Annotated in this window: 4 protein-coding genes; all 4 read left to right on the top strand. The window is 70.8% G+C overall.

The window, feature by feature from the left end; genetic code table 11:
• Positions 1–29: 29 nt before the first annotated feature.
• Positions 30–965 (top strand): carbohydrate ABC transporter permease, encoded by a 936-nt coding sequence (locus NCC78_RS28385; protein WP_250798350.1) that lies wholly within the window; start codon positions 30–32, stop codon positions 963–965.
• The gene (locus NCC78_RS28380; protein ID WP_250798348.1) at positions 965–1,804 is read left to right on the top strand and encodes a carbohydrate ABC transporter permease; all 840 of its coding nucleotides are present in this window, start codon (positions 965–967) and stop codon (positions 1,802–1,804) included. The genes NCC78_RS28385 and NCC78_RS28380 overlap by 1 nt, the downstream gene beginning before the upstream one ends.
• A 37-nt stretch (positions 1,805–1,841) precedes the next feature.
• Complete coding sequence (locus NCC78_RS28375) at positions 1,842–3,134, top strand: ABC transporter substrate-binding protein (protein ID WP_250798347.1); 1,293 nt, start codon at positions 1,842–1,844, stop codon at positions 3,132–3,134.
• A gap of 2 nt (positions 3,135–3,136) precedes the next feature.
• Positions 3,137–4,264, top strand: a 1,128-nt coding sequence (locus NCC78_RS28370) for an ADP-ribosylglycohydrolase family protein (RefSeq protein WP_250798345.1), incomplete at its 3' end; no start/stop codon positions are given.

The following is a 4,264-nucleotide window of genomic DNA, read 5'->3' as shown; positions in this document are numbered from 1 at the left end:
CCCCGCCCCCGGACCGAAGAGGTGCCGTCATGACGACTGTGGCCGAGCGGCCGGACGTCGACCGGGCCGGGTCGGCCCGGCGCCGCACCCGGTCGGGCTCCGACCGGACCACCATCTACCTGCTGTTGCTGCCGTCGCTGCTCCCGATCCTGGTGCTGTCGGTCTTCCCCCTGGTACGCGGCATGTACCTGGGCTTCACCGACGCCCGGGCCGGACGCAACGTCGAGGTGACGTTCACCGGGTTGGCGAACTACCGCGAACTCCTCGGCGACGAGCTGTTCTGGAACTCGTTCAAGGTCGGTCTGCTGTGGGCGTTCGGGGTGACCGTCCTGCAGTTCGTGCTCGCCCTCGGCCTGGCGCTGCTGCTCAACCAGCGGCTGCGCTTCCGCGGCGTGGCGCGGGTGCTCGCCGTGGTGCCGTGGGCCATGCCGCCGGTGGTGGTCGGCATCCTGTGGAAGCTGGTCTACCACCCCGACGCCGGCCTGCTGAACGAGTTCTTCCATCGGGTCGGCGCCGACGGGCTGCGGACCAACTGGCTCGGTGACTTCGGCACCGCCCTGCCCGCGGTGATCATCGTGGGGGTCTGGGCGGGCATGCCGCAGACCACCGTCGTACTCCTAGCGGGCCTGCAGGGGGTGGCGCGTGAGCTGCATGAGGCGGCCGCGGTGGACGGCGCCAGCACCTGGCACCGGTTCCGGCACGTCACGCTGCCCGCGCTGGCGCCGGTGATCGTGGCGATCACCTCGCTCGACTTCATCTGGAACTTCAACTCGTTCGGGCTGGTCTACGTGCTCACCGCCGGCGGACCGGGCGGCAAGACGATGCTGCCGATGCTCTTCGCCTACGAGGAGGCGTTCCGCTACGGCAACTACGGCTACGCCGCCGCGCTCGGCAACGTGATGGTCGTGATCATCGTCGCGCTGCTCGCCGTCTACCTGCGTCGTCGGTTGAGGGAGGCCAACTGATGTTCGGAAAGCCGAGCCGCACCGGCCGGGCGTTGCAGTACGCCGCGCTGACCGGCTATTTGATCTTCCTCGGGTTCCCGCTGATCTGGCTGGTCTCCACGGCGTTCAAGCCGCCGCGCGAGCTGGTGCAGCTGCACCCGACGCTGATCCCGACCAACCCGACCGTGCAGAACTTCGTGCAGGCCTTCACCGAGCAGGAACTGGGCCGGGCCGCGCTGAACAGTCTCCAGGTCTCGCTCGCCTCGGCGGTGCTCACCGTGCTGGTCGCGCTGCCCGCGTCGTACGCCCTGGCCCGGTTCCGCTCGAGGCTCGGCACCGCGGCCCTGGGCTGGGTGCTGCTGTCCCAGCTCTTCCCGTTCGTGCTGCTGATCATCCCGATCTTCCTGGTGCTGCGGCAGGTCGGGCTGGCCAACACGCACGCCGGGCTGGTGCTGATCTACGTGGTCTGGGCGTTGCCGTTCGCGCTGTGGATGCTGCAGGGCTTCGTCCGCAACATTCCCCGCGACCTGGAGGAGGCCGCCTCCGTCGACGGCGCCAGCCGGCTGCAGATCCTGCGCCGGGTGGTGTTCCCGCTGCTCGCTCCCGGCCTGGTGGCCACCGCCCTGTTCTCGTTCATCTCGGCCTGGAACGAGTTCTTCTTCGCCCTGGTGCTGATCAAGAGGCCGGAGCTGGCGACCCTGCCGGTCGCGCTGGCCCGGTTCGTCGGCATCGAGGGCACCGCCCGCCTGGGTCCCCTCGCGGCCGGTTCGCTGCTGGCCACCCTGCCCAGCCTGATCTTCTTCGCGTTCATGCAGCGCCGGCTCTCGTCCGGGTCGCTCGCCGGCGCGGTCAAGGGCTGACACCGTCCCCCACCCACCACCAAGGAGGTAACCCCCCATGCTCCGTACCAGATTCCGCCGACTCGCCGCGGCCGCCGCGGTCGCGGTCGTCGGCCTCGGCGCGCTCACCGCGTGCGGCGACGGCGGTGACGACCAGGCCACCGCCGGCCCGGTCAAGCTGCGCTTCCTCAGCCTGGCCTGGCAGAAGGAGTCGTTGCAGGCCAACAAGGACCTGGTCGCCAGGTGGAACGCCGAGCACCCGGACATCCAGGTCGAGTACGTCCAGGGTGACTGGAACTCGATCCACGACCAGCTGCTCACCTCGTTCGAGGGCGGCGACGCGGCGGACATCGTGCACTACGAGGCCTCCGCGATCGGCGAGTTCAGCAAGCAGGGCTACCTGGCCGACCTGTCGAAGCTGGTCTCCGAGGACCTGAAGGGCCAGATCGACCAGGGCGTCTGGGACACCGTCACCTACGACGGCAAGGTCACCGGGGTGCCGTTCCTGCTGGAGTCGCAGGTCGTCATCGCCAACAAGAAGTTGCTCGACGCCGCAGGCATCGCGGTGCCGCCGGCCGACGGCGGCTGGACCTGGGACGAGTTCCAGGCCAACGCGCAGAAGCTCACCAAGCCCGGCCAGTACGGCGCGGCCTGGGCGCTGAAGTCGCCGACCAACCGGGTGCTGAACCTCGCCTTGAACTACGACGGCAAGTTCTTCTACACCGAGGGCGGCAAGACCGAGGTCAAGGTCGGCGACGCGGAGAAGGAGATCCCGAAGCGGATCCACGACATGATCTACACCGCGAAGTCCGCCTCCCCGGAGGCGCTCGGGATGAGCGGCGCGGACACCCTGCCCGGCTTCTTCGGCGGCAAGTACGCCATGCTGCCCGGCTCGGTCTCGCTGCGCCAGCAGATGGTCGAGCAGGCGCCGGCCGGCTTCGAGTGGGTCACCCTGCCGCCGGTCAAGGGGCTCTCCAGCAAGCAGGCGGCCAACCCGCAGACCCTTTCGATCACCGAGGACTCCAAGGCCAAGAAGCAGGCCGCGCAGTTCCTGGAGTTCTTCCTCAACCCGACCAACATGGCCGCGCTGGCCAAGGGTGACTGGCTCGTCCCGACCGGCAAGCAGGCCAACGAGGAGCTGGTCAAGCTCACCGGCGGCAAGCAGGGCTGGGACGTCGCCGCGGACAGCGCCGCCGACCTGACGGTCGCCCCGTTCCAGAAGGCCGAGGGCTACCCGGAGTGGAAGACCAAGTACGCCACCCCGGCCCTCCAGCAGTACTTCGCCAACAAGATCACCCTGGATCAGCTCGGCACGCAGCTGGTCGACGGTGGCAAGCAGGTTCTGAGGTAACCATGTCACTCTTGCTCGACACATCGGTCGGATGTCTGGTCGGCGCCGCAGTGGGCGACGCCCTCGGCGGGGCCACCGAGACGGCACTTCCGGAGCAGATCCGCGCCCGCTTCGGCGGCTGGGTCGAGGGCATCGTGCCCCCGTACCACGCCGACTGGGCGACCGCGCGGCCACTCGCGCCGTACCACAAGGGCGACGGGCACATCACCGACGACACGTTGATGACCCACGCGCTGGTGCGGGCGTACGCGGCCAAGCGCGACCACCTCGACGCGTACGACGTGGTGGAGCTGCTCGTCCCCGATCTGATCGAGCGGGTGGTGTACATCCCGGACCTGGAGCGTGAGGGGGTGACCTTCCACCGGCTCGCGGCCGCCGAACGGTGGCTGGTCACCCGCCTGCACCACGCACACGCCGACCCTCGCGAAGCGGGAGTGGGCAACATCGTCAACTGCGGCGCGGCCATGTACATGGCCCCGGTCGGCATCGTCAACGCCGGCGACCCGGCCGGAGCGTACGCCGAGGCGGTGGAGGTCGCCGGGGCGCACCAGCACAGCTACGGGCGGGAGGCCGCGGCGGTCTTCGCCGCCGCGGTCGCCGCTGCGGCCACCCCCGGCGCGGGCGTCGACGACGTGGTCGCCGCCGCGCTGGACCTGGCCCGCGACGGCACCCGGGCGGCCATCGACGCGGTGGTCAAGGAGGCCCGGGGGTACGACGACTGGCGTGCCGCCATCACGCCGCTGCGCGCCGCGGTGGCCCCCTACGACACGGTGGGGGAGGAGTACCGCAGCCCGGGGCTGGGCGCGCGGCGGCCCAGCCGGCTGCACGCCATCGAGGAGCTGCCGGTGGCGATCGGCATGCTGGTGGTGGCCCGCGGCGACTTCCGCGCCGCGGTGCTCGGCGCGGTCAACTACGGCCGGGACGCCGACTCGACCGCCACCATGGCGGGCGCCATCGCCGGGGCGCTCGGCGGGGCGGCGGCCGTGCCGGCGGAGTGGTCGGAGGTGGTTGCCACCGCCTCCCGCACCGACCTGTTCGCGCCGGCCCGGACCCTCGCCGAGGTGGCCACCGAGGTCTTCGACCGCGACCGTGCGCGGTTCGCCCGGCGTGCCGAGCGCTTCGCCGGCCTG

Source organism: Micromonospora phytophila (genome assembly GCF_023656545.1).
Lineage (GTDB): Bacteria > Actinomycetota > Actinomycetes > Mycobacteriales > Micromonosporaceae > Micromonospora > Micromonospora phytophila.
This window is presented reverse-complemented; position numbering and strand designations above follow the sequence as displayed.

Bases quoted from the DNA above. Each gene is read 5' to 3' on its own strand.
- NCC78_RS28385 (WP_250798350.1), top strand. From the start codon at position 30: ATGACGACTGTGGCCGAGCGGCCGGACGTCGACCGGGCCGGGTCGGCC.
- NCC78_RS28380 (WP_250798348.1), top strand. From the start codon at position 965: ATGTTCGGAAAGCCGAGCCGCACCGGCCGGGCGTTGCAGTACGCCGCG.
- NCC78_RS28375 (WP_250798347.1), top strand. From the start codon at position 1,842: ATGCTCCGTACCAGATTCCGCCGACTCGCCGCGGCCGCCGCGGTCGCG.